Origin of the sequence: Pseudomonas sp. GM18, assembly GCF_000282195.1 — a bacterium.
In the GTDB taxonomy this organism is placed as follows: domain Bacteria; phylum Pseudomonadota; class Gammaproteobacteria; order Pseudomonadales; family Pseudomonadaceae; genus Aquipseudomonas.
This window is the reverse complement of the sequence record NZ_AKJT01000005.1, coordinates 92,390-117,638: the sequence shown is the minus strand read 5'-3', so window position 1 is coordinate 117,638 and position 25,249 is coordinate 92,390. Positions and strand designations below refer to the sequence as shown.

Annotated in this window: 28 protein-coding genes and 4 tRNA genes; all 32 read left to right on the top strand. The window is 55.0% G+C overall.

The annotated features are described in order from the left end of the window. The first annotated feature begins 101 nt into the window (after positions 1 to 101). The 32 genes from birA (at position 102) to rplX (ending at position 25,248) form a co-directional block, all read left to right on the top strand. Positions 102 to 1,061, top strand: coding sequence for a bifunctional biotin--[acetyl-CoA-carboxylase] ligase/biotin operon repressor BirA (gene birA / locus PMI21_RS25920; RefSeq protein ID WP_007933732.1), 960 nt, complete (start codon positions 102 to 104; stop codon positions 1,059 to 1,061). Continuing rightward, positions 1,051 to 1,800 carry a pantothenate kinase gene (locus PMI21_RS25925; RefSeq protein WP_007933731.1) on the top strand — a complete coding sequence of 250 codons (750 nt, stop codon included), beginning with the start codon at positions 1,051 to 1,053 and terminating at the stop codon, positions 1,798 to 1,800. Before birA ends, PMI21_RS25925 begins: the two co-directional genes overlap by 11 nt. Positions 1,801 to 1,807: 7 nt before the next feature. Beyond that, the gene (locus tag PMI21_RS25930; RefSeq protein ID WP_007933730.1) at positions 1,808 to 2,248 is read left to right on the top strand and encodes a hypothetical protein; all 441 of its coding nucleotides are present in this window, start codon (positions 1,808 to 1,810) and stop codon (positions 2,246 to 2,248) included. A 143-nt stretch (positions 2,249 to 2,391) separates the two neighbouring features. Beyond that, a tRNA-Tyr gene (locus tag PMI21_RS25935) sits at positions 2,392 to 2,476 on the top strand. Between the two features lie 24 nt (positions 2,477 to 2,500). Next, positions 2,501 to 2,574, top strand: a tRNA-Gly gene (locus PMI21_RS25940). Positions 2,575 to 2,600: 26 nt separating this feature from the next. Next, positions 2,601 to 2,676: transfer RNA gene (locus tag PMI21_RS25945), tRNA-Thr, on the top strand. Positions 2,677 to 2,851: 175 nt separating this feature from the next. Then, positions 2,852 to 2,927: transfer RNA gene (locus PMI21_RS25950), tRNA-Trp, on the top strand. A 45-nt stretch (positions 2,928 to 2,972) separates the two neighbouring features. Further along, the gene (secE, locus tag PMI21_RS25955; protein WP_007933728.1) at positions 2,973 to 3,341 is read left to right on the top strand and encodes a preprotein translocase subunit SecE; all 369 of its coding nucleotides are present in this window, start codon (positions 2,973 to 2,975) and stop codon (positions 3,339 to 3,341) included. Between the two features lie 9 nt (positions 3,342 to 3,350). Continuing rightward, a complete protein-coding gene (gene nusG / locus PMI21_RS25960; protein ID WP_007933727.1) occupies positions 3,351 to 3,884 on the top strand; it encodes a transcription termination/antitermination protein NusG in 534 nt (177 codons plus the stop codon). Between the two features lie 117 nt (positions 3,885 to 4,001). Then, entirely contained in the window at positions 4,002 to 4,433 is a 432-nt protein-coding gene (gene rplK, locus PMI21_RS25965) for a 50S ribosomal protein L11 (protein WP_007933726.1), read from the top strand. After that, entirely contained in the window at positions 4,433 to 5,128 is a 696-nt protein-coding gene (rplA, locus tag PMI21_RS25970) for a 50S ribosomal protein L1 (RefSeq protein WP_007933725.1), read from the top strand. The genes rplK and rplA overlap by 1 nt, the downstream gene beginning before the upstream one ends. Positions 5,129 to 5,326: 198 nt before the next feature. Further along, a complete protein-coding gene (gene rplJ / locus PMI21_RS25975) occupies positions 5,327 to 5,827 on the top strand; it encodes a 50S ribosomal protein L10 (protein WP_007933724.1) in 501 nt (166 codons plus the stop codon). Positions 5,828 to 5,907: 80 nt separating this feature from the next. Beyond that, a complete protein-coding gene (gene rplL / locus PMI21_RS25980) occupies positions 5,908 to 6,273 on the top strand; it encodes a 50S ribosomal protein L7/L12 (RefSeq protein ID WP_007933723.1) in 366 nt (121 codons plus the stop codon). A 220-nt stretch (positions 6,274 to 6,493) separates the two neighbouring features. Beyond that, positions 6,494 to 10,567, top strand: coding sequence for a DNA-directed RNA polymerase subunit beta (rpoB, locus tag PMI21_RS25985; RefSeq protein ID WP_007933722.1), 4,074 nt, complete (start codon positions 6,494 to 6,496; stop codon positions 10,565 to 10,567). Between the two features lie 64 nt (positions 10,568 to 10,631). Then, complete coding sequence (gene rpoC / locus PMI21_RS25990; RefSeq protein WP_007933713.1) at positions 10,632 to 14,831, top strand: DNA-directed RNA polymerase subunit beta'; 4,200 nt, start codon at positions 10,632 to 10,634, stop codon at positions 14,829 to 14,831. Between the two features lie 218 nt (positions 14,832 to 15,049). Beyond that, on the top strand, positions 15,050 to 15,421 hold the full coding sequence (gene rpsL / locus PMI21_RS25995) for a 30S ribosomal protein S12 (RefSeq protein WP_003186084.1): 372 nt from the start codon (positions 15,050 to 15,052) through the stop codon (positions 15,419 to 15,421). Positions 15,422 to 15,539: 118 nt separating this feature from the next. Beyond that, a complete protein-coding gene (gene rpsG / locus PMI21_RS26000) occupies positions 15,540 to 16,010 on the top strand; it encodes a 30S ribosomal protein S7 (protein ID WP_002555493.1) in 471 nt (156 codons plus the stop codon). A 30-nt stretch (positions 16,011 to 16,040) separates the two neighbouring features. Beyond that, positions 16,041 to 18,146 (top strand): elongation factor G, encoded by a 2,106-nt coding sequence (fusA, locus tag PMI21_RS26005; RefSeq protein ID WP_007933703.1) that lies wholly within the window; start codon positions 16,041 to 16,043, stop codon positions 18,144 to 18,146. Positions 18,147 to 18,176: 30 nt separating this feature from the next. Then, positions 18,177 to 19,370, top strand: a complete 1,194-nt coding sequence (tuf, locus tag PMI21_RS26010) for an elongation factor Tu (RefSeq protein ID WP_007933700.1) — start codon at positions 18,177 to 18,179, stop codon at positions 19,368 to 19,370. 158 nt (positions 19,371 to 19,528) lie between these two features. Next, on the top strand, positions 19,529 to 19,840 hold the full coding sequence (rpsJ, locus tag PMI21_RS26015) for a 30S ribosomal protein S10 (protein WP_003186070.1): 312 nt from the start codon (positions 19,529 to 19,531) through the stop codon (positions 19,838 to 19,840). 80 nt (positions 19,841 to 19,920) lie between these two features. Next, complete coding sequence (rplC, locus tag PMI21_RS26020; RefSeq protein WP_003186059.1) at positions 19,921 to 20,556, top strand: 50S ribosomal protein L3; 636 nt, start codon at positions 19,921 to 19,923, stop codon at positions 20,554 to 20,556. Between the two features lie 12 nt (positions 20,557 to 20,568). Then, positions 20,569 to 21,171 carry a 50S ribosomal protein L4 gene (gene rplD, locus PMI21_RS26025; protein ID WP_003228735.1) on the top strand — a complete coding sequence of 201 codons (603 nt, stop codon included), beginning with the start codon at positions 20,569 to 20,571 and terminating at the stop codon, positions 21,169 to 21,171. Further along, entirely contained in the window at positions 21,168 to 21,467 is a 300-nt protein-coding gene (rplW, locus tag PMI21_RS26030) for a 50S ribosomal protein L23 (RefSeq protein WP_002555488.1), read from the top strand. The genes rplD and rplW overlap by 4 nt, the downstream gene beginning before the upstream one ends. Before the next feature lie 14 nt (positions 21,468 to 21,481). Then, positions 21,482 to 22,306 carry a 50S ribosomal protein L2 gene (gene rplB, locus PMI21_RS26035; protein ID WP_003186055.1) on the top strand — a complete coding sequence of 275 codons (825 nt, stop codon included), beginning with the start codon at positions 21,482 to 21,484 and terminating at the stop codon, positions 22,304 to 22,306. A 16-nt stretch (positions 22,307 to 22,322) separates the two neighbouring features. After that, positions 22,323 to 22,598 (top strand): 30S ribosomal protein S19, encoded by a 276-nt coding sequence (gene rpsS / locus PMI21_RS26040; protein WP_002555486.1) that lies wholly within the window; start codon positions 22,323 to 22,325, stop codon positions 22,596 to 22,598. A gap of 13 nt (positions 22,599 to 22,611) precedes the next feature. Further along, complete coding sequence (rplV, locus tag PMI21_RS26045) at positions 22,612 to 22,944, top strand: 50S ribosomal protein L22 (RefSeq protein WP_003103908.1); 333 nt, start codon at positions 22,612 to 22,614, stop codon at positions 22,942 to 22,944. Between the two features lie 13 nt (positions 22,945 to 22,957). Further along, a complete protein-coding gene (gene rpsC / locus PMI21_RS26050; protein WP_003176422.1) occupies positions 22,958 to 23,644 on the top strand; it encodes a 30S ribosomal protein S3 in 687 nt (228 codons plus the stop codon). Positions 23,645 to 23,656: 12 nt separating this feature from the next. After that, the gene (gene rplP, locus PMI21_RS26055; protein ID WP_003228729.1) at positions 23,657 to 24,070 is read left to right on the top strand and encodes a 50S ribosomal protein L16; all 414 of its coding nucleotides are present in this window, start codon (positions 23,657 to 23,659) and stop codon (positions 24,068 to 24,070) included. Then, entirely contained in the window at positions 24,070 to 24,261 is a 192-nt protein-coding gene (gene rpmC / locus PMI21_RS26060) for a 50S ribosomal protein L29 (protein ID WP_002555481.1), read from the top strand. Before rplP ends, rpmC begins: the two co-directional genes overlap by 1 nt. A 2-nt stretch (positions 24,262 to 24,263) precedes the next feature. Further along, the gene (rpsQ, locus tag PMI21_RS26065; RefSeq protein ID WP_003176419.1) at positions 24,264 to 24,530 is read left to right on the top strand and encodes a 30S ribosomal protein S17; all 267 of its coding nucleotides are present in this window, start codon (positions 24,264 to 24,266) and stop codon (positions 24,528 to 24,530) included. Positions 24,531 to 24,553: 23 nt separating this feature from the next. Continuing rightward, positions 24,554 to 24,922 carry a 50S ribosomal protein L14 gene (gene rplN, locus PMI21_RS26070; RefSeq protein ID WP_002555479.1) on the top strand — a complete coding sequence of 123 codons (369 nt, stop codon included), beginning with the start codon at positions 24,554 to 24,556 and terminating at the stop codon, positions 24,920 to 24,922. 11 nt (positions 24,923 to 24,933) lie between these two features. Next, positions 24,934 to 25,248, top strand: a complete 315-nt coding sequence (gene rplX / locus PMI21_RS26075) for a 50S ribosomal protein L24 (protein ID WP_007896770.1) — start codon at positions 24,934 to 24,936, stop codon at positions 25,246 to 25,248. The last annotated feature ends 1 nt before the right edge of the window (position 25,249 follow it).

The window sequence follows — 25,249 nt, the reverse complement described above, 5'->3', positions numbered from 1 at the left end:
AGGGGTTTTGTTTTGTCCGCAGGAAAACTGACCTTTAGGGTTTCTATGCAACTGCTCGGGGCATGGCTATCATGCGGGCCTCATTGTGAGGCGAGACTTGCATGCTGACGTTGTTAAAGCTTCTTAAGGATGGCCGATTCCATTCGGGCCAGGCCCTGGGCGTCGCCTTGGGCGTCAGTCGTAGCGCTGTATGGAAGCAGCTTCAGCATTTGGAGGCTGAGCTCGGTTTATCCATTCATAAAGTGCGCGGTCGCGGCTATCAGTTGGCTGCGCCATTGACGCTGCTTGATCCTGTCGAGATATGCGCGCGGGCGCCTTCTTGTGAGTGGCCCATTCTAGTCTTTGATTCAATTGACTCTACCAACGCTGAAGCCTTGCGCGCTATCGATCGTGGGCAGGCTGCGCCATTTCTGGTGCTCGCCGAGAGGCAGACGGCCGGCCGCGGACGACGTGGGCGCAAGTGGGTGAGTCCGTTCGCAGAAAACATCTATTACAGCCTGGTGTTGCGCATTGAGGGTGGGATGCGGCAGCTGGAAGGCTTGAGTCTTGTTGTTGGGCTCGCCGTCATGCAGGCCTTGCGAGAGCTTGGTATTTCAGGGGTAGGGTTGAAGTGGCCCAATGATGTTCTAGTTGGTCAGAAAAAAATTGCTGGAATATTGCTCGAATTAGTGGGCGATCCTGCAGATGTGTGTCATGTAGTGATCGGTGTTGGGATCAATGTGAACATGCAGATGACCGATGAAGTCGACCAGCAGTGGACGTCCATGCGGCTCGAGTCGGGCAGGGCGGTTGATCGCAATCACCTGGTTGCAAAGTTAGGGGTGATGCTCCAGGCCTACTTGAGTCGCCACCAGGTCGGCGGATTTCCGGCTATCCGGGCGGAGTGGGAGCAAAATCATCTATGGCAGGGACGTGCTGTGTCGTTGATTGCTGGAGCTAGTCAGATAGATGGAGAGGTGCTGGGTATCGATGGTCAGGGTGCCTTGCGCTTGAAGGTGGATGGCGTGGAAAAAGTCTTTAGTGGTGGTGAGCTCAGCCTGAGGTTGCGTGATGATTCTTGAGCTCGATTGTGGAAACAGTTTCATTAAGTGGCGTGTGCTCGGCGCGGATGTCGTGCGGGTGGTTGGTGAGGGTGTCGTTGATTCGGATCTCGCGCTGCTGGAGAGCTTGAGGGGGCTCAAGGGGCTCGCTCTCAAGCATTGTCGGTTAGTTAGCGTCAGAACTGCCGAAGAGACCGGAGCCTTGATGTCTTTGTTGAAGGAGGCTTTCGGTGTTTCAGTGGTGTGCGCCACACCGGCTCGCGAAATGTCCGGGGTTCGTAATGGCTATGAAGAGTTCGAGCGGCTAGGACTCGATCGCTGGCTTGCAATGCTCGGAGGATTTCACCTGGCTTCAGGTGCTTGTCTGGTGCTCGACTTCGGTACTGCAGTCACTGCTGATTTTGTCGCTAGGGATGGCGAGCATCTTGGGGGGTTCATCTGTCCGGGAATGCCCTTGATGCGTAACCAGTTGCGTACTCATACCCGTAGAATCCGCTATGGCGACCTTGCTGCCGAGCGCGCTTTGGAGAGTCTTGTTCCTGGGCGTACTACCGTCGAGGCGGTCGAGCGGGGTTGCTTGCTGATGTTGAGGGGCTTTGTCCAGGCTCAGCTAGAGTTGGCGCGCAGCTATTGGGGGGAGGATTTCGCTGTATTCCTCACTGGGGGGGATGCTGATCTGGTCTCCGAGGTTGTGCCTGAGGCCAAGGTGGTTCCGGATCTGGTGTTTGTGGGATTGGCTATGGCGTGTCCCTTGTCTTGAGGTTTTTATGCGTTGGTTGTTCCTGCTACTGCTTGTTCTCAATGTGTTCTATTACATCTGGCATCAACAGGAGGCCCCGCTTCGCGCGAAGGATGTGACCCCCTTGAGTTTGTATCGGGGATCTCAGCAGGACATTCGTTTGTTGAGCGAGGCGACTGATACGACCCGAGACAAAGGAAAGTCCACGCAGGCGGAAAGCAGTTGTCTCTATCTGGGCGGTTCTGCCCGGCAGGAAGTCGCTCAGGCAATCGAGCATCGATTGAGTGGCATGGACATCAGGTTTCAGTCCTTGCCGAAAGATCTCCCTGAATATGCGGGTTACTGGGTGCGTGTGGCGCCGGAAAGCCGGCGTTTGCTGGATGACTTGCAGCTGCAAAGCCTTTCTAAAGAATTCAATGAGTTAAAACATAAAATAATGCCGTGTGAGGGGGTTGCACCTGCTGAATAGTTTGCATAGAATGGCGCCCGCTTCGCAGTGAAGACCTTTTAAAGGTTGACGGTGCAAAGCGAGGTCAACGCAGCTAACCTCAGGTTTTTAATGAGAAAATGCTTGACAGAAGGCTGGCATAGTATAGAATGCCGGCTCGCTTAGGAGGGGTTCCCGAGCGGCCAAAGGGATCAGACTGTAAATCTGACGTCTACGACTTCGAAGGTTCGAATCCTTCCCCCTCCACCATTTTTAGCGAGAGCTGCAAGCTCCGCGGGTATAGTTTAGTGGTAGAACCTCAGCCTTCCAAGCTGATGATGCGGGTTCGATTCCCGCTACCCGCTCCAGGTTTGCAGGTCCTGCAAAGTGTTACGCTCTTGTAGCTCAGTTGGTAGAGCACACCCTTGGTAAGGGTGAGGTCAGCGGTTCAAATCCGCTCAAGAGCTCCATATAACAAGGCAGATATGAAAATATCTGCCTTTGTTTTAATGGGTTGTAGATGCGCGTTGTTGCCTGAGAGGGTGGTTGTGCGTCTTTGGTGCTGGTGTGCATAGCCAGGGCCGTTGAGTAAATTGTTGTAAAGTCTTTTTCAGGCCGGCATAATGGTCGGCCTGATTTTGTTTTAGGTCAGTAGCTCAATTGGCAGAGCGACGGTCTCCAAAACCGTAGGTTGGGGGTTCGATTCCCTCCTGACCTGCCAGATTCACCAGGTGTGTCTGGCTTTCTTTTCACAGGATCTTCATAGATGACTCCTAAAGCTGAAGCTCAAGGCTCTCGCTTCGATCTGCTCAAGTGGCTGGTAGTAGTTGCTTTGGTGATTGTTGGCGTTGTTGGCAATCAGTATTACTCTGCTTCGCCGATCCTGTACCGCGTGCTCGCTTTGCTGGTCATTGCTGCTGTAGCTGCCTTTGTAGGCCTGCAGACGGTTAAGGGCAAGTCTTTCTTTGTACTGGTCAAGGAAGCGCGCACCGAGATTCGTAAAGTCGTTTGGCCAACTCGCCAAGAAACCACGCAGACCACGTTGATCGTTGTGGCTGTTGTTCTGGTTATGGCGTTGCTGTTGTGGGGGCTTGATTCCCTGCTCGGTTGGCTTGTTTCCTTGATCGTCGGCTAAGGGTGTCCCGTGGCTAAGCGTTGGTACGTTGTGCATGCTTACTCCGGTTACGAGAAGCATGTCATGCGTTCGTTGATCGAGCGCGTAAAGCTGGCTGGCATGGAAGATGGCTTCGGCGAAATTCTGGTTCCCACTGAAGAAGTGGTTGAGATGCGTAATGGCCAGAAGCGCAAAAGCGAACGCAAATTCTTCCCTGGTTATGTGCTGGTTCAGATGGACATGAACGAGGGTACTTGGCACTTGGTCAAGGATACTCCTCGAGTGATGGGCTTCATCGGTGGTACTGCCGACAAGCCTGCGCCAATCACAGATAAAGAAGCAGAAGCGATTCTGCGTCGTGTTGCTGATGGTAGCGATAAGCCGAAGCCGAAGACGTTGTTCGAGCCGGGTGAGTCGGTACGTGTCAACGACGGGCCGTTTGCTGATTTTACCGGCACGGTTGAAGAAGTTAACTACGAAAAGAGCCGGATCCAAGTGGCGGTGCTCATTTTCGGTCGCTCTACTCCGGTAGAGTTGGAGTTCAGCCAGGTCGAAAAGGTCTAGCTGAGCAAGCATCCCAACCCCGCAGCCCTAGGCTGTGGGGTTTTGTCGTCACTGGGATAAACGCGCAAGTAACCGGGGAGCCTTTCGAGGCGTTTGAACCCGTAATTGGAGTGCCTCATGGCCAAGAAGATTACCGCTTACATCAAGCTGCAAGTGAAGGCCGCTCAGGCTAACCCAAGCCCACCTGTTGGTCCTGCTCTGGGTCAGCACGGCGTGAACATCATGGAATTCTGCAAGGCTTTCAACGCCCGTACTCAGGGTCTTGAGCCGGGTCTGCCGACTCCAGTGATCATCACTGTCTACAGCGACCGTAGCTTCACGTTCGAAACCAAATCCACCCCTGCTTCGGTTCTGCTGAAGAAGGCTGCTGGTCTGACTAGCGGTTCCGCTCGTCCGAACACCGTTAAGGTTGGCACTGTGACTCGTGCTCAGCTGGAAGAAATCGCGAAAACCAAAAACGCGGATCTGACTGCAGCTGATATGGAAGCAGCCGTGCGTACTATCGCCGGTTCTGCTCGTAGCATGGGCCTTAACGTGGAGGGTGTGTAATGGCTAAGCTGACCAAGCGTCAAAAGGCTATCGCCGGCAAAATCGAAGCGGGCAAGGCCTACAACTTTGTAGACGCTGCTGCTCTGCTGTCCGAGCTGTCGACTGTCAAGTTCAGCGAGTCGTTCGACGTTGCTGTGAACCTGGGTGTTGACCCGCGTAAATCCGACCAGGTCGTTCGTAGCGCTACCGTGCTGCCGCACGGTACTGGCAAGACCGTTCGCGTTGCTGTGTTCACTCAGGGTCCAGCTGCCGAGGCCGCTCTGGCTGCCGGCGCTGACCGTGTAGGTATGGACGACCTGGCTGCCGAAATGAAAGGCGGCGACCTGAACTATGACGTAGTAATCGCATCCCCGGATGCAATGCGCGTTGTAGGTCAGTTGGGTCAGATCCTTGGTCCACGTGGTCTGATGCCTAACCCTAAAGTCGGCACTGTGACTCCAGACGTAGCTACCGCGGTTAAAAACGCCAAGGCTGGTCAGGTTCGTTACCGCACCGACAAAAACGGCATCATCCACACTTCCGTTGGCAAAGTCGGCTTTGATGCCGTCAAGCTGAAGGAAAACGTTGAAGCCCTGATCGCTGATCTGAAGCGTATCAAGCCAGCTTCCTCGAAAGGTATTTACGTCAAGCGCGTTACCCTGAGCACCACCATGGGTCCAGGTCTGGTCATCGACCAAGGCTCGCTCGACGCGTAAGACACAGGTTGGCGCAAGCGATTGCGCCAATTGAAAGATTGGGGTCCCTGCCTGGCGGGGGCTGTCCAAGACCGTAGGCGACGCAAGTCTTAAACCTCAAGCCTACGCAGATGGTGCTCCCGGTTCCTTACCGAATCAGACACCAAAACGACATCCGGTTTCGACTGGATGAAACGGTAACAAGCAGGAGTTAAACCCGTGGCAATTAAACTCGAAGACAAGAAGGCCATCGTCGCTGAAGTCAACGAGGCTGCCAAAGTCGCTCTGTCCGCTGTCGTGGCTGATGCCCGTGGCGTAACAGTAGGCGCGATGACCGGACTCCGTAAAGAGGCTCGTGAAGCTGGCGTTTACGTACGTGTCGTACGTAACACCCTGCTCAAGCGCGCCGTTGCTGACACTGAGTACAGTGTTCTCAACGACGTGTTCACCGGCCCTACCTTGATTGCATTCTCGAAAGAACATCCGGGCGCTGCTGCTCGTATCTTCAAAGAGTTTGCAAAAGGTCAGGATAAGTTCGAGATCAAGGCAGCTGCGTTCGAGGGCAAGTTCCTCGCAGCTAACCAAATCGACGTGCTGGCAACTCTGCCGACCCGTGACGAAGCAATTTCTCAGCTGATGAGCGTGATTCAAGGCGCAACCAGCAAATTGGCTCGTACTCTGGCGGCACTTCGCGACCAGAAAGAAGCTGCCGCAGCCTAAGGCTGAGCGACTCCTTTCAGCGTTTATTGTTTATTTCGATAGCCGCGTAGGCTGTCACCCCAATACAGGAATTAATAGTCATGTCTCTGACTAACGAGCAAATCATCGAAGCAATCGGCGAAAAATCCGTAATGGAAATCGTTGAGCTGATCAAGGCAATGGAAGAGAAGTTCGGCGTTTCCGCTGCTGCTGCTTCCGCTGGCCCAGCTGTTGCTGCTGCCGTTGTTGAAGAACAAACTGAATTCAACGTCATGCTGACCGAAGCTGGCGAGAAGAAAGTTAACGTGATCAAGGCTGTACGTGAACTGACCGGTCTGGGCCTGAAAGAAGCCAAGGCTGTAGTTGACGGCGCTCCTGCCATGGTTCTGGAAGCTGTTGCCAAAGACGCAGCTGACAAAGCCAAAGCAGCTCTGGAAGAAGCAGGCGCTAAAGTCGAGCTGAAGTAAGCATCGACTTTGCTCCTCCAGCCCGAGCGTTAAGCGAAAGGCTGATGGCTGGTGGCTCTTGCCACCGGCCTTTTTCCGTTATTGGCAGCCGACTGGGTCGGTGCTGGTAACGAGCTGTATCCACCCGATGTGGTGGCGCAAACCATGGGGTTTGCACGATTTTCTGGCTGCTCCCGTCGGGAGGGGCCAAACAAGCAGGTGACCAAGCTGGGGAACGCTGATGGCTTACTCATATACTGAGAAAAAACGTATCCGCAAGGACTTTAGCAAGTTGCCGGACGTCATGGATGTGCCGTACCTCCTGGCCATCCAGCTGGATTCGTATCGTGAATTCTTGCAAGCGGGAGCGACTAAAGATCAGTTCCGCGACGTGGGCCTGCATGCGGCCTTCAAATCCGTTTTCCCGATCATCAGCTACTCTGGCAATGCTGCGCTGGAGTACGTCGGTTATCGCCTGGGCGAACCGGCATTTGATGTCAAAGAATGCGTATTGCGCGGTGTAACTTACGCCGTACCTTTGCGGGTAAAAGTGCGCCTGATCATTTTCGACAAAGAGTCGTCGAACAAAGCGATCAAGGACATCAAAGAGCAAGAAGTCTACATGGGTGAAATCCCCCTGATGACTGAGAACGGTACCTTCGTAATCAACGGTACCGAGCGTGTAATCGTTTCCCAGCTGCACCGTTCCCCGGGCGTGTTCTTCGACCACGACCGTGGCAAGACGCACAGCTCCGGCAAACTGCTGTACTCCGCGCGCATCATCCCTTACCGCGGTTCGTGGCTGGACTTCGAGTTCGACCCGAAAGATTGCGTCTTCGTGCGTATTGACCGTCGTCGCAAACTGCCTGCATCGGTACTGCTGCGCGCGCTGGGCTACACCACTGAAGAAGTGCTGGACGCGTTCTACACCACTAACGTCTTCCATGTGCAGGGTGAAAACCTCAGCCTGGAACTGGTGCCTCAGCGCCTGCGTGGTGAAATTGCTGTCCTCGATATTCAGGATGACAAAGGCAAGGTTATTGTCGAGCAGGGTCGTCGTATCACTGCTCGCCACATCAACCAGCTGGAAAAAGCCGGGATCAAAGAGCTGCAAGTGCCTCTGGACTACGTCCTGGGTCGCACTACCGCCAAGGTCATCGTGCATCCGGCTACCGGCGAAATCCTGGCAGAGTGCAACACCGAGCTGAACACCGAAATCCTGGCAAAAATTGCCAAGGCGGGCGTTGTTCGCATCGAAACTCTGTACACCAACGATATCGACTGCGGTCCGTTCGTCTCCGACACCCTGAAGATCGACTCCACCAGCAACCAATTGGAAGCGCTGGTCGAGATCTATCGCATGATGCGTCCAGGCGAGCCGCCAACCAAGGACGCTGCCGAGACACTGTTCAACAACCTGTTCTTCAGTCCTGAGCGCTATGACCTGTCTGCGGTCGGCCGGATGAAGTTCAACCGTCGTATCGGTCGTACCGAGATCGAAGGTTCGGGCGTGTTGTGCAAAGAAGACATCGTCGCGGTACTGAAGACTCTGGTCGACATCCGTAACGGTAAAGGCATCGTCGATGACATCGACCACCTGGGTAACCGTCGTGTTCGCTGTGTAGGCGAAATGGCCGAGAATCAGTTCCGCGTTGGCCTGGTGCGTGTTGAGCGTGCGGTCAAAGAGCGTCTGTCGATGGCTGAAAGCGAAGGCCTGATGCCGCAAGACCTGATCAACGCCAAGCCAGTGGCTGCGGCGGTGAAAGAGTTCTTCGGTTCCAGCCAGCTGTCCCAGTTCATGGACCAGAACAACCCGCTGTCCGAGATCACCCACAAGCGTCGTGTCTCTGCACTCGGCCCTGGCGGTTTGACTCGTGAGCGTGCTGGCTTCGAAGTCCGTGACGTACACCCGACTCACTACGGTCGTGTATGCCCGATTGAAACGCCGGAAGGTCCGAACATCGGTCTGATCAACTCCCTGGCCGCCTATGCGCGCACCAACCAGTACGGTTTCCTCGAGAGCCCGTACCGTGTGGTGAAAGACGCTCTGGTCACTGACGAGATCGTGTTCCTGTCCGCCATCGAAGAAGCCGATCACGTGATCGCTCAGGCTTCGGCCACGATGAACGACAAGAAAGTCCTGGTCGACGAGCTGGTAGCTGTTCGTCACCTGAACGAGTTCACCGTCAAGGCGCCGGAAGACGTCACCTTGATGGACGTATCGCCGAAGCAGGTAGTTTCGGTTGCTGCGTCGTTGATCCCGTTCCTCGAGCACGACGACGCCAACCGTGCGTTGATGGGTTCGAACATGCAGCGTCAAGCTGTACCAACCCTGCGTGCTGACAAGCCGCTGGTAGGTACCGGCATGGAACGTAACGTGGCTCGCGACTCCGGCGTTTGCGTCGTGGCTCGTCGTGGCGGCGTGATCGATTCCGTCGACGCCAGCCGTATCGTGGTTCGTGTTGCTGATGATGAAGTTGAAACCGGCGAAGCTGGTGTCGACATCTACAACCTGACCAAGTACACCCGCTCCAACCAGAACACCTGCATCAACCAGCGTCCGCTGGTGAGCAAGGGTGATCGGGTTCAGCGCAGCGACATCATGGCCGACGGTCCGTCCACCGATATGGGTGAACTGGCTCTGGGTCAGAACATGCGCATCGCGTTCATGGCATGGAACGGCTTCAACTTCGAAGACTCCATCTGCCTGTCCGAGCGTGTTGTTCAGGAAGACCGTTTCACCACGATCCACATCCAGGAACTGACCTGTGTGGCGCGTGACACCAAGCTTGGGCCAGAGGAAATCACTGCAGACATCCCGAACGTGGGTGAAGCTGCACTGAACAAGCTGGACGAAGCCGGTATCGTTTACGTAGGTGCTGAAGTAGGCGCAGGCGACATCCTGGTAGGTAAGGTCACTCCGAAAGGCGAGACCCAACTGACTCCGGAAGAAAAACTGCTGCGTGCGATCTTCGGTGAAAAAGCCAGCGACGTTAAAGACACGTCCCTGCGTGTGCCTACCGGCACCAAGGGTACTGTCATCGACGTACAGGTCTTCACCCGCGACGGCGTTGAGCGTGATGCTCGCGCACTGTCGATCGAGAAGACTCAACTCGACGAGATCCGCAAGGACCTGAACGAAGAGTTCCGTATCGTTGAAGGCGCCACTTTCGAACGTCTGCGTTCCGCTCTGGTCGGCCACAAAGCCGAAGGCGGCGCCGGTCTGAAGAAAGGTCAGGAAATCACCGACGAAGTTCTCGACGGTCTTGAGCACGGCCAGTGGTTCAAACTGCGCATGGCTGAAGACGCTCTGAACGAGCAGCTCGAGAAGGCTCAGGCCTACATCGTTGATCGCCGCCGTCTGCTGGACGACAAGTTCGAAGACAAGAAGCGCAAGCTGCAGCAGGGCGATGACCTGGCTCCAGGCGTGCTGAAAATCGTCAAGGTTTACCTGGCAATCCGTCGCCGCATCCAGCCGGGCGACAAGATGGCCGGTCGTCACGGTAACAAAGGTGTGGTCTCCGTGATCATGCCGGTTGAAGACATGCCGCACGATGCCAATGGCACCCCGGTCGACGTCGTCCTCAACCCGTTGGGCGTACCTTCGCGTATGAACGTTGGTCAGATCCTTGAAACCCACCTGGGCCTCGCGGCCAAAGGTCTGGGCGAGAAGATCAACCGGATGGTCGAAGAGCAACGTAAGGTTGCTGAACTTCGCACCTTCCTGGACGAGATCTACAACCAGATCGGCGGTCGTAACGAAGATCTGGATAGCTTCTCCGACCAGGAAATCCTGGATCTGGCGAAGAACCTGCGTGGCGGCGTTCCAATGGCCACTCCAGTGTTCGACGGCGCCAAGGAAAGCGAAATCAAGGCCATGCTGAAACTGGCAGACCTGCCAGAAAGCGGCCAGATGCAGCTGACCGACGGCCGTACCGGCAACAAGTTCGAGCGCCCGGTTACTGTTGGCTACATGTACATGCTGAAGCTGAACCACTTGGTAGACGACAAGATGCACGCTCGTTCTACCGGTTCGTACAGCCTGGTTACCCAGCAGCCGCTGGGTGGTAAGGCGCAGTTCGGTGGTCAGCGTTTCGGGGAGATGGAGGTCTGGGCACTGGAAGCATACGGTGCTGCTTACACTCTGCAAGAAATGCTCACAGTGAAGTCGGACGATGTGAACGGCCGGACCAAGATGTACAAAAACATCGTGGACGGCGATCACCGTATGGAGCCGGGCATGCCCGAGTCCTTCAACGTGTTGATCAAGGAAATTCGTTCCCTCGGCATCGATATCGATCTGGAAACCGAATAACACGTGACGCGAATCGAGAGCGGGGCAGGATTGCCCGCTCTCTGCTCCGCCAGGAGGAAAGGCCTTGAAAGACCTACTGAATTTGCTGAAAAACCAGGGTCAAGTCGAAGAGTTCGACGCCATCCGTATTGGATTGGCATCGCCTGAGATGATCCGTTCGTGGTCGTTCGGTGAAGTTAAAAAACCGGAAACCATCAACTACCGTACGTTCAAACCTGAGCGTGACGGCCTGTTCTGCGCCAAGATCTTTGGCCCGGTAAAGGATTACGAGTGCCTGTGCGGTAAGTACAAGCGCTTGAAGCACCGTGGTGTGATCTGCGAGAAGTGCGGCGTTGAAGTCGCGCTGGCAAAAGTTCGTCGTGAGCGCATGGCGCACATCGAACTGGCCTCGCCAGTAGCTCACATCTGGTTCCTGAAATCGCTGCCGTCCCGTATCGGCTTGCTGATGGACATGACCCTGCGTGATATCGAACGCGTTCTCTACTTCGAGAGCTATGTCGTTATCGATCCAGGCATGACCACCCTTGAAAAAGGTCAGCTGCTCAATGACGAGCAGTACTTCGAAGCGCTGGAAGAGTTCGGCGACGATTTCGATGCCCGCATGGGTGCCGAAGCTGTCCGTGAACTGCTGCACGCTATCGACCTGGAACACGAGATTGGCCGTCTGCGTGAAGAAATTCCGCAAACCAACTCCGAAACCAAAATCAAGAAGCTGTCCAAGCGTCTGAAGTTGATGGAAGCCTTCCAGGGTTCCGGCAACTTGCCAGAGTGGATGGTGCTGACCGTTCTGCCGGTCCTGCCGCCAGATCTGCGTCCACTGGTCCCATTGGATGGCGGTCGTTTCGCGACTTCCGACCTCAACGATCTGTATCGTCGAGTAATCAACCGTAACAACCGCTTGAAGCGCCTGCTTGATCTGTCCGCTCCGGACATCATCGTGCGCAACGAAAAGCGTATGTTGCAGGAAGCCGTCGACGCCTTGCTCGACAACGGTCGTCGTGGCCGCGCTATCACCGGTTCCAACAAGCGTCCTCTGAAATCCCTGGCTGACATGATCAAGGGTAAGCAAGGTCGTTTCCGTCAGAACTTGCTCGGTAAGCGTGTTGACTACTCCGGTCGTTCGGTAATTACCGTTGGTCCGACCCTGCGTCTGCACCAGTGCGGTCTGCCGAAGAAGATGGCTCTCGAGCTGTTCAAGCCGTTCATTTTCGGCAAGCTGGAAATGCGTGGTCTTGCTACCACCATCAAAGCGGCCAAGAAGATGGTCGAGCGCGAGCTGCCAGAAGTTTGGGACGTTCTCGCTGAAGTGATTCGCGAACACCCGGTTCTCCTCAACCGTGCACCGACCCTTCACCGTCTGGGTATCCAGGCGTTTGAACCGGTACTGATCGAAGGTAAGGCTATCCAGCTGCACCCTCTGGTCTGTGCTGCGTACAACGCCGACTTCGACGGCGACCAAATGGCCGTGCACGTACCGCTGACACTGGAAGCCCAGTTGGAAGCGCGTGCGTTGATGATGTCGACCAACAACATTCTGTCGCCAGCCAACGGTGAGCCAATCATCGTTCCGTCGCAGGACGTTGTATTGGGTCTGTACTACATGACTCGTGAAGCGATCAACGCCAAGGGCGAAGGTCGTGTGTTCGCGGATCTGCAGGAAGTTGACCGTGTGTTCCGTGCCGGCGAGGCCGCACTGCATGCCAAGGTCAAGGTGCGGATCAACGAAACCGTGAACGATCGTGATGGCGGTAGCGTGACCAACACTCGTATCGTCGACACTACCGTCGGCCGTGCGCTGTTGTTCCAGGTTGTGCCAAAAGGTCTGTCCTTCGACGTCGTCAACCTGCCGATGAAGAAGAAAGCGATCTCCAAACTGATCAACCAGTGCTACCGCGTGGTTGGTTTGAAAGAGACCGTGATCTTCGCTGACCAGTTGATGTACACCGGTTTTGCCTATTCGACCATCTCCGGCGTTTCCATCGGTGTTAACGACTTCGTTATCCCGGATGAAAAAGCCCGCATCATCGGTGCAGCCACCGACGAAGTGAAAGAGATCGAAAGTCAGTACGCCTCCGGCCTGGTAACCCAGGGCGAGAAGTACAACAAAGTGATCGACCTTTGGTCCAAGGCGAACGACGAAGTTTCCAAGGCGATGATGGCCAACCTCTCGAAAGAGAAAGTCATCGACCGTCATGGCGTCGAAGTCGACCAGGAATCCTTCAACTCGATGTACATGATGGCCGACTCGGGCGCACGGGGTTCTGCTGCGCAGATCCGTCAGCTCGCCGGTATGCGTGGCCTGATGGCCAAGCCGGACGGTTCCATCATCGAAACGCCGATTACTGCGAACTTCCGTGAAGGTTTGAGCGTACTTCAGTACTTCATCTCTACTCACGGTGCTCGTAAGGGTCTGGCGGATACCGCGTTGAAAACGGCGAACTCCGGTTACCTGACTCGTCGTCTGGTAGACGTGGCGCAGGATCTGGTTGTGACCGAGATCGATTGCGGCACCGAACATGGCTTGGTAATGACTCCGCACATTGAAGGCGGTGACGTTGTTGAGCCGTTGGGTGAACGCGTATTGGGTCGTGTCATTGCCCGTGACGTATTCAAGCCAGGTACCGAGGAAGTTATCGTTCCTGCCGGCACTCTGGTAGACGAGAAGTGGGTCGAGTTCATCGAGCTGAACAGCATCGACGAAGTGATCGTGCGCTCGCCGATCAGCTGCGAAACCCGCTACGGCATTTGCGCCAAGTGCTACGGCCGTGACTTGGCTCGTGGTCACCAGGTGAACATCGGTGAAGCGGTCGGCGTTATCGCTGCCCAGTCCATCGGTGAGCCGGGTACCCAGCTGACCATGCGTACGTTCCACATCGGTGGTGCGGCAAGCCGGACCTCCGCAGCCGACAGCGTTCAGGTGAAGAATGGCGGTACCGTCCGTCTGCATAACCTGAAGCACGTTGAGCGAGTGGATGGCTGCCTGGTTGCTGTGTCCCGTTCCGGTGAGCTGGCAATCGCTGATGACTTCGGTCGTGAGCGTGAGCGCTACAAGCTGCCGTACGGTGCTGTAATTTCGGTTAAAGAAGGTGACAAGGTCGACGCTGGCGCGATCGTGGCCAAGTGGGATCCGCACACTCACCCAATCGTTACCGAAATGAAAGGTACCGTGACCTACGTGGGCATGGAAGAAGGCATCACGATCAAGCGTCAGACTGACGAATTGACCGGTATGACCAACATTGAAGTACTCGACGCCAAAGACCGTCCAGCTGCTGGTAAAGATATCCGTCCTGCTGTGAAGATGGTTGATGACAACGGCAAGGATCTCTTGCTGCCGGGTACTGACGTAATTGCTCAGTACTTCCTGCCTGCTAACGCCCTGGTCGGTGTAGCGGACGGTGCGAAGATCGCGATCGGTGATGTTATCGCTCGTATTCCGCAAGAGACTTCGAAGACCCGTGACATCACCGGTGGTCTGCCGCGTGTTGCCGACTTGTTCGAAGCCCGTCGTCCGAAAGAAGCCTCGATCCTGGCTGAAGTCAGCGGCACCATCGCGTTCGGTAAAGAGACCAAGGGCAAGCGCCGTCTGGTTATCACCCCGAACGACGGTAGCGATCCGTACGAAGAGCTGATTCCGAAGTGGCGTCACCTGAACGTCTTCGAAGGCGAACAGGTAAATCGCGGCGAAGTTATCTCCGACGGTCCGAGCGATCCACACGACATCCTGCGTCTGCTGGGTGTGAGTGCGCTGGCCAAGTACATCGTGAACGAGATCCAGGACGTTTACCGTCTGCAAGGCGTGAAGATCAACGACAAGCACATCGAGACCATCCTGCGTCAGATGCTGCGTAAAGTTGAGATCGCTGAATCCGGCGATTCCAGTTTCATCAAGGGCGACCAGATGGAATTGACTCACGTGTTGGTAGAGAACGAGCGTCTGAGCAATGAAGACAAATTTGTCTCCAAGTTCACTCGCGTTCTGCTGGGTATCACCAAGGCGTCGTTGTCCACCGAATCGTTCATCTCGGCGGCTTCCTTCCAGGAAACCACTCGCGTACTGACCGAAGCGGCGGTAACCGGCAAGCGCGATTACCTGCGCGGCCTGAAAGAAAACGTGGTCGTGGGTCGTCTGATCCCGGCCGGTACCGGTCTGGCTTATCACAGCGAGCGCAAGCGCCGCCGTGATGCTGACAAACCGCTGCGCGTAAGCGCCAGTGAAGTGGAAGCTGCACTGACCGAAGCGCTGAACTCGAGCGGTAACTGAGTTCTGCGGTAGTAAATGAGTGCAGGCCCTGATCGCTCCGTTCATCCAGTCGAGACAATTTGTCGAGGTTGGATGGGGGGAGAGGTCGGGGCCTTGCCTTGACTGGGGACAAGATCCTCTTTAGACTCTTGTACCCCTAAATTTGGCGGGGATTCGTTCCTGCCATTTTGCTTTTCTTGCAAGACAATAGCGTCGCAAGACAACAGTGGAGCTAGTAGATGGCAACTATCAACCAGCTGGTACGTCAGCCGCGTAAGCGTATCGTCGAGAAATCCGACGTGCCTGCGCTGCAGAACTGCCCGCAACGTCGTGGCGTATGCACCCGTGTGTATACCACTACGCCGAAAAAACCTAACTCGGCACTGCGTAAAGTATGCCGTGTGCGTCTGACCAACGGTTTCGAGGTTTCCTCGTACATCGGCGGTGAAGGCCACAACCTGCAAGAGCACAGCGTGGTACTGATCCGCGGCGGTCGTGTAAAAGACTTGCCAGGTGTTCGTTACCACACCGTTCGCGGCTCTTTGGATACTTCCGGCGTTAAAGGTCGTAACCAAGGTCGTTCGAAGTACGGTACCAAGCGTCCGAAGTAATAGTCGCTTGCAGCAAAAAACCGATTTCTATTTTTCTGAGTCGATAAGAGTAAGGTCGGAGGCGTCCCGAAAGGGCACCGATTCCGAGCGAACCTGAAGACCGTTTGAGGGCTTATCCATGCCAAGAAGACGCGTAGCAGCCAAGCGCGAAGTGCTTGACGATCCAAAATACGGAAGCCAAATCCTGGCCAAGTTCATGAACCACGTGATGGAAAGCGGCAAAAAAGCCGTTGCCGAGCGTATCGTTTATGGCGCGCTGGAAAAGGTTAAAGAACGCAAGAACAGCGACCCCCTGGAAATCTTCGAGAAAGCTCTCGACGCCATCGCTCCGCTGGTCGAAGTAAAGTCGCGCCGTGTAGGCGGTGCTACTTACCAGGTTCCGGTCGAAGTTCGTCCGTCCCGTCGTAACGCGCTGGCAATGCGCTGGTTGGTAGACTTCGCCCGTAAGCGCGGCGAGAAGTCTATGGCTCTGCGTTTGGCTGGCGAACTGTTGGACGCTGCTGAAGGTAAAGGTGCTGCTGTTAAGAAGCGTGAAGACGTGCACCGTATGGCTGAAGCCAACAAGGCTTTCTCGCACTACCGCTTCTAATTTTAGCTTCACTAATTTTGCGAGGGCTTTATGGCTCGTACTACTCCGATTAGCCGCTACCGTAACATCGGTATCGTTGCTCACGTGGATGCTGGTAAAACCACCACCACCGAGCGCGTCCTTTTTTACACTGGCAAAAGTCACAAAATGGGCGAGGTGCATGATGGCGCCGCGACCACAGACTGGATGGTGCAGGAGCAGGAGCGTGGTATTACCATTACTTCTGCTGCTATCACCGCCTTCTGGAAAGGTTCTGAGAAGCAGTACTCGCACGAACACCGTTTCAACGTTATCGATACCCCGGGCCACGTAGACTTCACTATTGAAGTTGAGCGCTCCCTGCGCGTACTCGACGGCGCTGTCGTTGTGTTTTGCGGTACTTCGGGTGTTGAGCCTCAGTCGGAAACCGTATGGCGTCAGGCCAACAAATACGGCGTTCCACGTCTTGTTTACGTAAACAAGATGGACCGTGCTGGCGCTAACTTCCTGCGCGTGATCGGTCAGATCAAGCAACGTCTGGGTCACACTCCGGTGCCAATCCAGTTGGCTATCGGTTCCGAAGACAACTTCCAGGGTCAGATCGATCTGATCAACATGCAAGCTGTCTACTGGAATGACTCTGACAAGGGTATGGTCCCTGTTCGCAAGGACATTCCTGCCGAGCTGCAAGAGCTGGCTGAAGAGTGGCGCAGCAACATGGTCGAGGCTGCGGCCGAAGCCAATGAAGAGCTGATGAACAAGTATCTCGAAGGGGAAGAGCTCTCCATCGAGGAAATCAAGGCCGCTCTGCGTCAGCGTACTATCGCTGGTGAGATCGTTCTGGCTGTTTGCGGTTCTTCCTTCAAGAACAAGGGCGTTCCCCTGGTTCTCGACGCCGTTATCGACTTCCTGCCTGCTCCAACCGACATTCCTGCTATCAAGGGTTCCAACCCGGATAACGAGGAAGAGGAAATGGAGCGTCATGCAAGCGACGACGAGCCTTTCGCGGCTCTGGCGTTCAAGATCGCTACCGACCCATTCGTGGGTACCTTGACCTTTGTTCGGGTTTACTCGGGCGTGTTGGCCTCCGGCGACGGCGTGATCAACTCGGTAAAAGGCAAGAAAGAGCGCGTGGGTCGTATGGTGCAAATGCACGCAAACGCCCGTGAAGAAATCAAGGAAGTGCGCGCTGGTGACATCGCGGCCTTGATCGGCATGAAGGACGTCACCACTGGTGAAACTTTGTGCAACGCTGACAAGCCAATCATCCTGGTTCGCATGGACTTCCCGGAGCCGGTTATTTCGGTTGCCGTAGAGCCTAAGACCAAGGATGACCAGGAAAAAATGGGTATCGCTCTGGGCAAACTTGCTCAGGAAGACCCGTCTTTCCGTGTCAAAACTGATGAAGAGACTGGTCAAACGATCATCTCCGGCATGGGCGAGCTGCACTTGGACATCCTGGTTGACCGGATGCGCCGTGAGTTCAACGTCGAAGCCAACATCGGTAAGCCTCAAGTTTCGTACCGTGAGCGCATCACGAAGAGCTGCGAAATCGAAGGCAAGTTCGTTCGTCAGTCCGGCGGTCGTGGCCAGTTTGGTCATTGCTGGATCCGTTTTGCACCTGCTGACGAAGGTCAGGAAGGTCTGCAATTCCTGAACGAAGTAGTGGGTGGTGTGGTTCCTAAGGAATACATCCCGGCTATCCAGAAGGGTATCGAAGAGCAGATGAAGAACGGTGTTGTTGCCGGCTATCCGCTGATCGGCCTGAAGGCTACCGTGTTTGATGGTTCTTACCACGACGTCGACTCGAACGAGATGGCGTTTAAGGTGGCTGCTTCCATGGCGACCAAGCAACTGGCCCAGAAGGGTGGTGGTGAGTTGCTTGAGCCGATCATGGCGGTAGAGGTTGTTACGCCTGAAGACTATATGGGTGACGTGATGGGCGACCTTAACCGTCGTCGCGGCATGATTCTGGGTATGGAAGATACGGTTTCCGGTAAAGTAATTCGTGCCGAGGTTCCGTTGGGCGAGATGTTCGGTTATGCGACCGACGTTCGTTCCATGTCTCAGGGTCGCGCAAGCTACTCTATGGAATTCAAAAAATACAATACGGCTCCGTCGCACATCGTCGAAACCGTTACCAAAAAACAAGGCTGATTCAGTCCTTTAGGCAAGGAGTTAATTGTCGTGGCTAAAGAAAAATTTGATCGTTCCCTACCGCACGTCAACGTTGGCACCATCGGTCACGTTGACCACGGTAAAACCACTCTGACCGCTGCTCTGACTCGCGTCTGCTCCGAAGTTTTCGGTTCGGCTCGTGTTGACTTCGACAAGATCGACAGCGCACCAGAAGAGAAAGCTCGCGGTATCACCATCAACACCGCTCACGTTGAGTACAACTCGAAGATCCGTCACTACGCTCACGTTGACTGCCCAGGTCACGCTGACTATGTGAAGAACATGATCACCGGTGCTGCTCAAATGGACGGCGCTATCCTGGTTTGCTCGGCCGCTGATGGTCCGATGCCACAAACCCGTGAGCACATCCTGCTGTCCCGTCAGGTAGGCGTTCCGTACATCGTGGTTTTCCTGAACAAGGCTGACCTGGTAGACGACGCTGAGCTGCTGGAACTGGTTGAGATGGAAGTGCGCGATCTGCTGAGCACTTACGACTTCCCAGGCGACGACACTCCAATCATCATCGGTTCCGCTCGTATGGCACTGGATGGTCTGGACGATAACGAGATGGGCACCACTGCCGTCAAAAAACTGGTTGAAACTCTGGACAGCTACATCCCAGAACCAGTTCGTCTGACCGACAAGCCGTTCCTGATGCCAATCGAAGACGTATTCTCGATCTCGGGTCGCGGTACTGTTGTGACTGGTCGTATCGAGCGCGGTATCGTTCGCGTTCAGGATCCACTGGAAATCGTTGGTCTGCGTGACACTACCGTCACCACCTGCACCGGTGTTGAAATGTTCCGCAAGCTGCTCGACGAAGGTCGTGCTGGCGAGAACTGCGGCGTGCTGCTGCGCGGCACCAAGCGCGATGACGTGGAGCGTGGTCAGGTTCTGGTTAAGCCAGGTACCGTTAAGCCGCACACCAAGTTCACCGCAGAAGTTTATGTTCTGAGCAAAGAAGAAGGCGGTCGTCACACTCCGTTCTTCAAAGGCTACCGTCCACAGTTCTACTTCCGTACTACTGACGTGACTGGTAACTGCGAGCTGCCAGAAGGCGTTGAAATGGTAATGCCAGGTGACAACATTCAGATGACTGTTACCCTGATCAAAACCATCGCGATGGAAGACGGTCTGCGTTTCGCTATCCGTGAAGGCGGTCGTACCGTCGGCGCTGGCGTCGTAGCCAAAATCATCGAGTAAGCTTCTCTTTTGAGATAGCTTCGATGCTTTGAAAAAGCCCCCGCTCAGCGGGGGCTTTTTTATTGGGTTGACACCTATCTGGGGCGTCTATAGAATTGCGCCTCCTTTTAACGGGCGTATTGCGCCCGGTGGGAATAGCAGCCGGAGTCTGAAATCCAATGCAAAATCAGCAAATCCGTATCAGGTTGAAGGCTTTTGACCATCGCCTGATCGACCAATCCACCCAGGAAATCGTGGAAACCGCGAAACGTACTGGTGCTCAAGTGCGTGGTCCAATTCCACTGCCTACCCGTAAAGAGCGGTTCACCGTTCTGGTCTCCCCGCACGTCAACAAAGACGCGCGTGACCAGTACGAGATCCGTACTCATAAGCGCGTTCTGGACATCGTCCAGCCAACGGATAAAACCGTTGATGCTCTTATGAAGCTTGATCTTGCGGCCGGTGTGGAAGTGCAGATCAGCCTCGGCTAAGACTCGGTCTTAGTCGTGTAACGCTCTGAAATGGGCGGCCATAGCGGGTGAAAGCCCCGTACACTCATGAGGTTTACAACATGACTATTGGTGTAGTCGGTCGTAAATGCGGTATGACCCGTATTTTCACCGAAGAAGGTGTCTCCATTCCGGTCACGGTCATTGAGATCGAGCCGAATCGCGTCACCCAGTTCAAAACTGAAGAGACCGATGGCTATCGTGCAGTGCAAGTCACTGTAGGCGAGCGTCGTGCTTCGCGTGTTACAGCTGCGCAAGCTGGCCACTTCGCTAAGGCGAACGTTGCCGCTGGTCGTACCGTAATGGAATTCCGCCTTGAAGAAGGCGAGTACCAGGCCGGCGATCTGATCAACGCTGAAATCTTCGCTGCTGGTCAACTGGTTGATGTAACCGGTCAGTCCAAGGGTAAAGGCTTCCAGGGTACGATCAAGCGTTGGAATTTCCGCGGGCAAGATAACACCCACGGTAACTCCGTATCCCACCGCGTTCCAGGCTCTATCGGCCAGTGCCAGACTCCTGGTCGTGTATTCAAGGGCAAAAAAATGTCCGGTCATATGGGCGCTGAGCGCGTGACCGTGCAGTCCCTCGAAGTAGTGCGCGTGGACGCTGAACGCAATCTGTTGTTGGTCAAGGGCGCTGTTCCTGGCGCTACTGGCGGCAACTTGGTTGTACGTCCAGCAGCCAAGGCTCGCGGTTAAGGGGAAGCTGACATGCAATTAAATGTAAATGACGCTCAAGCGATCGAAGTTTCCGAACTGACATTTGGCGGCGAATTCAACGAGACGCTGGTTCACCAAGCAGTCGTGGCCTACATGGCCGGCGGCCGTCAAGGTAGCAAGCAGCAAAAGACCCGTTCCGACGTTCGTGGTGGCGGTAAGCGCCCATGGCGTCAGAAAGGTACTGGCCGTGCTCGTGCCGGTACTATCCGTAGCCCAATCTGGCGTGGCGGCGGTACCACTTTCGCAGCTCGTCCTCAGGATCACTCCCAGAAGCTGAACAAGAAGATGTATCGCGCAGCAATGCGTTCCATCCTTGCTGAACTGGTGCGTACTGATCGTCTGGTCGTGGTTCAGGATTTCGCTGTTGAAACGCCGAAAACCAAAGACCTGCTGGGCAAACTGAACAACATGAGCCTGACCGACGTTCTGATCGTGTCGGACGCTGTTGATCAGAACCTGTACCTGGCTGCTCGTAACCTGCCGCACGTTGATGTACGTGATGTGCAAGGTTCCGATCCAGTTAGTCTGATCGCATACGACAAGGTGTTGATCACCGTGTCGGCCGTGAAGAAATTCGAGGAGCTGCTGGGATGAACCAGGAACGCGTATTTAAAGTTCTGCTTGGCCCGCACGTTTCCGAGAAGGCTACGGTTCTGGCAGACAAGAAAGGCCAGTTCGTTTTCAAGGTTGCCACTGACGCAACCAAGCTGGAAATCAAGAAGGCCGTCGAAAGCCTGTTCAGCGTGAAAGTAGAGCGTGTTACTACCCTGAATGTTCTGGGTAAGAGCAAGCGCACTGCTCGCGGTCTGGGCAAGCGTAATGACTGGAAGAAGGCAGTTATCTCCCTTCAGCCAGGCCAAGATCTCGATTTCAGCAGCAGTGCTGAGTAAGGAAGGGGTGCATCATGGCAATCGTTAAATGCAAACCGACTTCCCCTGGCCGCCGTTTTGTGGTCAAGGTGGTCAACCAGGAGCTGCATAAAGGCGCTCCTCACGCACCGCTGCTCGAGAAAAAATCGAAGTCTGGTGGTCGTAACAACAATGGTCGTATTACCACTCGTCACATCGGTGGTGGCCATAAGCAGCATTATCGTCTGGTCGATTTCCGTCGCAACGACAAAGATGGCATCGCTGCCACTGTCGAGCGTATCGAATACGATCCAAACCGTACTGCTCACATCGCTCTGCTGCTGTACGCAGATGGCGAGCGTCGCTACATCATCGCGCCTAAGGGTGTGAGTGCTGGCGACCAGCTGATCGCAGGTGCTTTGGCACCGATCAAGCCGGGCAACGCTCTGCAACTGCGTAACATTCCAGTTGGTAGCACCGTACACGGCATCGAATTGAAGCCAGGTAAAGGCGCGCAAATCGCTCGTTCCGCTGGTGCTTCGGCTCAGCTGATCGCTCGTGAAGGTGTCTACGTGACCCTGCGTCTGCGTTCTGGTGAGATGCGTAAAGTGCTGGCTGAGTGCCGCGCGACCCTGGGCGAAGTCTCGAACTCCGAGCACAGCCTGCGTTCGCTGGGTAAAGCTGGTGCCAAACGCTGGCGTGGCGTTCGCCCAACCGTTCGTGGTGTTGCCATGAACCCGGTTGACCACCCACATGGTGGTGGTGAAGGTCGTACCTCTGGTGGTCGTCATCCGGTATCGCCATGGGGCTTCCCGACTAAGGGCGCGAAGACTCGTGGTAATAAGCGTACCGACAAAATGATCGTCCGTCGTCGCAAGTAAATAGAGGGATACGACAGTGCCACGTTCTCTGAAAAAAGGTCCTTTTATTGATCTTCACCTACTGAAGAAGATCGAAGTGGCGGCGGAAAAGAACGATCGCAAACCAGTTAAGACCTGGTCGCGCCGTTCCATGATCCTGCCACAAATGGTCGGTCTGACCATTGCTGTGCATAACGGTCGTCAACATGTTCCAGTTCTCGTGAACGAAGACATGGTCGGCCACAAACTGGGCGAGTTTGCCGGTACCCGCACATATCGTGGGCACGTGGCAGACAAGAAAGCCAAGCGTTAAGGGGTAAGGAACGATGGAAGTAGCCGCTAAGTTGTCGGGCGCTCGAATCTCCGCCCAGAAAGCCCGCTTGGTCGCCGACCAGATCCGCGGGAAGAAGGTGGGCGAAGCGCTCAACCTGTTGGCTTTCAGCAGTAAGAAAGCCGCCGAGATCATGAAGAAAGTGCTGGAGTCGGCCGTAGCCAACGCCGAGCATAACGAAGGCGCAGACGTTGATGACCTGAAGGTCAGCACCGTTTTCGTCAACGAAGGGCGTTCGCTGAAGCGCATCATGCCACGTGCCAAAGGCCGTGCTGATCGCATCGTCAAGCGGTCTTGCCATATCACTGTCAAGGTTGCTGACAAGTAACGGAGTCGAAGAGATGGGTCAGAAAGTACATCCCATTGGCATTCGCCTGGGAATCGTCAAGGAGCACACCTCCGTCTGGTACGCAGACGGTCGGACTTATGCGGACTATTTGTTCGCTGATCTGAAGGTGCGTGAGTATCTCCAAGACAAACTAAAAAGCGCGTCCGTAAGCCGTATCGATATTCATCGTCCGGCTCAGACTGCACGTATCACCATCCACACCGCTCGTCCAGGTATCGTTATCGGGAAGAAAGGTGAAGATGTTGAGAAACTGCGTCAGGACCTGACCAAGCAAATGGGTGTGCCTGTGCACATCAATATCGAAGAGATCCGCAAGCCGGAGCTCGACGGTATGCTGGTTGCGCAGAGCGTAGCTCAGCAGCTGGAGCGTCGCGTAATGTTCCGTCGCGCTATGAAGCGCGCTGTTCAGAACGCCATGCGCATTGGTGCCAAAGGCATCAAAATCCAAGTGAGCGGTCGTCTCGGCGGTGCTGAAATCGCACGTACTGAATGGTATCGCGAAGGTCGTGTGCCACTGCACACCCTGCGTGCCGACATCGACTATGCCAACTACGAAGCTCACACCACTTATGGTGTGATCGGTGTAAAGGTTTGGATCTTCAAAGGCGAAGTAATTGGTGGTCGCCAAGAAGAACTGAAACCACAAGCACCAGCGCCTCGTAAAAAAGCTGCTAAGTAAGGGGTACGCCAAATGTTGCAACCAAAGCGTACGAAGTTCCGCAAGCAAATGACTGGTCACAACCGTGGCCTGGCATTGCGCGGTAGCAAAGTCAGCTTCGGCGAGTTCGCGCTGAAGTCTGTTGCTCGTGGTCGTCTCACCGCTCGTCAGATCGAGTCAGCGCGTCGTGCACTGACCCGTCACGTTAAACGTGGCGGCAAGATCTGGATCCGTGTATTCCCGGACAAGCCTATTTCCAAAAAGCCACTCGAAGTTCGGATGGGTAAAGGTAAGGGTAACGTGGAGTACTGGGTTGCCCAGATTCAGCCAGGCAAAGTCCTGTATGAAATCGAGGGTGTTTCTGAAGAGCTGGCGCGTGAGGCTTTCGCCCTGGCTGCTGCAAAGCTGCCGCTCGCCACCTCCTTTGTTAAACGGACGGTGATGTGATGAAAGCGAATGAACTTCGTGAAAAATCCGCACAGCAGCTGAACGAGCAACTGCTCGGCCTGCTGCGCGACCAGTTCAATCTGCGTATGCAGAAAGCAACTGGCCAGTTGGGGCAGTCTCATCTGCTCTCGCAAGTTAAGCGTGACATCGCTCGCGTGAAGACTGTGCTCAACCAGCAGGCAGGTAAGTAATCATGGCTGAAGCCGAAAAAACTGTCCGTACGCTGACTGGCCGTGTTGTCAGCGACAAGATGGACAAAACCATCACCGTTCTGATCGAGCGTCGCGTTAAGCACCCGATCTACGGTAAATACGTTAAGCGTTCGACTAAGCTGCACGCGCACGACGAAACCAATCAGTGCCACATCGGCGACAAAGTCACTATTCGTGAAACTCGTCCTTTGGCCAAGACCAAGTCTTGGGCGCTGGTTGATGTTCTCGAACGCGCTGTGGAAGTCTAAGGACTAGGGGTCGGAGAAATTATATGATTCAGACTCAATCCATGCTCGATGTGGCCGATAACAGCGGCGCTCGCCGCGTTATGTGCATCAAGGTGCTGGGTGGCTCCCATCGTCGTTACGCTGGTATCGGTGACATCATCAAAGTTACCGTGAAGGAAGCAATTCCTCGCGGTAAGGTGAAAAAAGGCCAAGTGATGACTGCTGTTGTAGTCCGCACTCGTCACGGCGTTCGCCGTGCAGATGGCTCCATTATCCGCTTTGATGGCAACGCTGCTGTTCTTCTGAACAACAAGCAAGAGCCGATCGGCACCCGTATCTTTGGGCCAGTGACCCGTGAACTTCGTACTGAGAAGTTCATGAAGATCGTTTCGCTCGCCCCAGAAGTGCTGTAAGGAGATCCGACATGCAAAAGATTCGTCGTGACGACGAGATCATCGTGATCGCCGGCAAAGACAAAGGTAAGCGCGGTAAGGTGCTGAAGGTTCTTGCTGATGACCGTCTGGTCGTTGGTGGTCTGAACCTGGTCAAGCGTCATACCAAGCCTAACCCGATGTCGGGCGTACAGGGCGGTATCGTCGAGAAAGAAGCGCCACTGCACGCTTCCAACGTCGCCATCTTCAACGGCGAAACCAACAAGGCTGACCGCGTTGGTTTCAAAGTAGAAGACGGTAAGAAAATTCGTGTCTTCAAGTCGACCCAAAAAGCGGTTGATGCTTGAA

Bases quoted from the DNA above. Each gene is read 5' to 3' on its own strand.
- rplC (WP_003186059.1), top strand. From the start codon at position 19,921: ATGACTATTGGTGTAGTCGGTCGTAAATGCGGTATGACCCGTATTTTC.
- PMI21_RS25925 (WP_007933731.1), top strand. From the start codon at position 1,051: ATGATTCTTGAGCTCGATTGTGGAAACAGTTTCATTAAGTGGCGTGTG.
- rpmC (WP_002555481.1), top strand. From the start codon at position 24,070: ATGAAAGCGAATGAACTTCGTGAAAAATCCGCACAGCAGCTGAACGAG.
- rplD (WP_003228735.1), top strand. From the start codon at position 20,569: ATGCAATTAAATGTAAATGACGCTCAAGCGATCGAAGTTTCCGAACTG.
- rplX (WP_007896770.1), top strand. From the start codon at position 24,934: ATGCAAAAGATTCGTCGTGACGACGAGATCATCGTGATCGCCGGCAAA.
- rpsG (WP_002555493.1), top strand. From the start codon at position 15,540: ATGCCAAGAAGACGCGTAGCAGCCAAGCGCGAAGTGCTTGACGATCCA.
- fusA (WP_007933703.1), top strand. From the start codon at position 16,041: ATGGCTCGTACTACTCCGATTAGCCGCTACCGTAACATCGGTATCGTT.
- rplP (WP_003228729.1), top strand. From the start codon at position 23,657: ATGTTGCAACCAAAGCGTACGAAGTTCCGCAAGCAAATGACTGGTCAC.
- rplN (WP_002555479.1), top strand. From the start codon at position 24,554: ATGATTCAGACTCAATCCATGCTCGATGTGGCCGATAACAGCGGCGCT.
- birA (WP_007933732.1), top strand. From the start codon at position 102: ATGCTGACGTTGTTAAAGCTTCTTAAGGATGGCCGATTCCATTCGGGC.
- rpsJ (WP_003186070.1), top strand. From the start codon at position 19,529: ATGCAAAATCAGCAAATCCGTATCAGGTTGAAGGCTTTTGACCATCGC.
- rplL (WP_007933723.1), top strand. From the start codon at position 5,908: ATGTCTCTGACTAACGAGCAAATCATCGAAGCAATCGGCGAAAAATCC.
- rplK (WP_007933726.1), top strand. From the start codon at position 4,002: ATGGCCAAGAAGATTACCGCTTACATCAAGCTGCAAGTGAAGGCCGCT.
- rpsQ (WP_003176419.1), top strand. From the start codon at position 24,264: ATGGCTGAAGCCGAAAAAACTGTCCGTACGCTGACTGGCCGTGTTGTC.
- rplA (WP_007933725.1), top strand. From the start codon at position 4,433: ATGGCTAAGCTGACCAAGCGTCAAAAGGCTATCGCCGGCAAAATCGAA.
- rplW (WP_002555488.1), top strand. From the start codon at position 21,168: ATGAACCAGGAACGCGTATTTAAAGTTCTGCTTGGCCCGCACGTTTCC.
- rplV (WP_003103908.1), top strand. From the start codon at position 22,612: ATGGAAGTAGCCGCTAAGTTGTCGGGCGCTCGAATCTCCGCCCAGAAA.
- rpoB (WP_007933722.1), top strand. From the start codon at position 6,494: ATGGCTTACTCATATACTGAGAAAAAACGTATCCGCAAGGACTTTAGC.
- secE (WP_007933728.1), top strand. From the start codon at position 2,973: ATGACTCCTAAAGCTGAAGCTCAAGGCTCTCGCTTCGATCTGCTCAAG.
- rpsC (WP_003176422.1), top strand. From the start codon at position 22,958: ATGGGTCAGAAAGTACATCCCATTGGCATTCGCCTGGGAATCGTCAAG.
- rpsL (WP_003186084.1), top strand. From the start codon at position 15,050: ATGGCAACTATCAACCAGCTGGTACGTCAGCCGCGTAAGCGTATCGTC.
- PMI21_RS25930 (WP_007933730.1), top strand. From the start codon at position 1,808: ATGCGTTGGTTGTTCCTGCTACTGCTTGTTCTCAATGTGTTCTATTAC.
- rplB (WP_003186055.1), top strand. From the start codon at position 21,482: ATGGCAATCGTTAAATGCAAACCGACTTCCCCTGGCCGCCGTTTTGTG.